Here is an 804-nt window from a genome sequence, read left to right on the forward strand (position 1 = left end):
CTACTTCCTAAACCGACCTTTCTTCACCTTCATCGGTAGCCATGGCATTCTCGACAGCTCTCATTCTTTGGCTGTATAAAGAATCGGCAGGCATTTCGACACGAACGGATAAAAACTGGTCATCCGAAATGTCTACGGGGTCGCCTTCATTTACACCCTGAAGCTCATTTCTGGCGAAGGCCGGAGCCATTGGATGTGTGCGATGATACGTTTTTACCAGCACCGAGCCGTCAGCATTCACTTCATAATCCAACCAGATCAATGGTTGTTTATTGCGATCAGTCGGAATGTCAAAGCCACCGTCTATGCCACCCCATGCCGCATCGGCATTGAGTCCTGTACAGCCCTCAATAAGATATTCTCCAGTTCCCAGTCGTGTAACGATACAACCTTCTGATTCATCATTTAATTCATATGAGCCATCAGCAAATATTTGCACTATTGGAGATGCCGCTTTCAGCGTTCCATCGCTAGTTTTTGTTGTATTTGCAGCAGTATACAATTCAGTCCAGCCACCGCTACTGGTGCCATAACGATTCAGGATAAATGCCCTTGGTTTTCCCTCGGAATATTTAAGCGAAAGTTGGGCTCGATAATAACTGGAAGCAGCCAGAACCAAATGACACCATCCTGAATCAGAAGTCGGCTGAGATACTCCCGCATTTCCCGGTGTATAAAACATATTTGTAATCGTGTCTGAATAAGGTGCTGTTGGCAGCGTGGAACCTAGCCCAAAATCCCCCACCGATAGGATATAGCCGGAAGCGCTTAAGACATCTCTTGTAGCACTACTTCCTAAACCGA

1 protein-coding gene is annotated in these 804 nt (G+C 46.4%); it reads right to left on the minus strand.

Going from position 1 to position 804, the window contains the following annotated elements; translation table 11 throughout:
- Positions 1–7: 7 nt before the first annotated feature.
- Positions 8–804 (minus strand): phage tail fiber protein (locus tag ACWWFX_RS25340; RefSeq protein ID WP_473225109.1); only part of this gene is annotated, 797 nt, incomplete at its 5' end.

This window comes from Pseudocitrobacter sp. 2023LY-00077 (assembly GCF_055796175.1).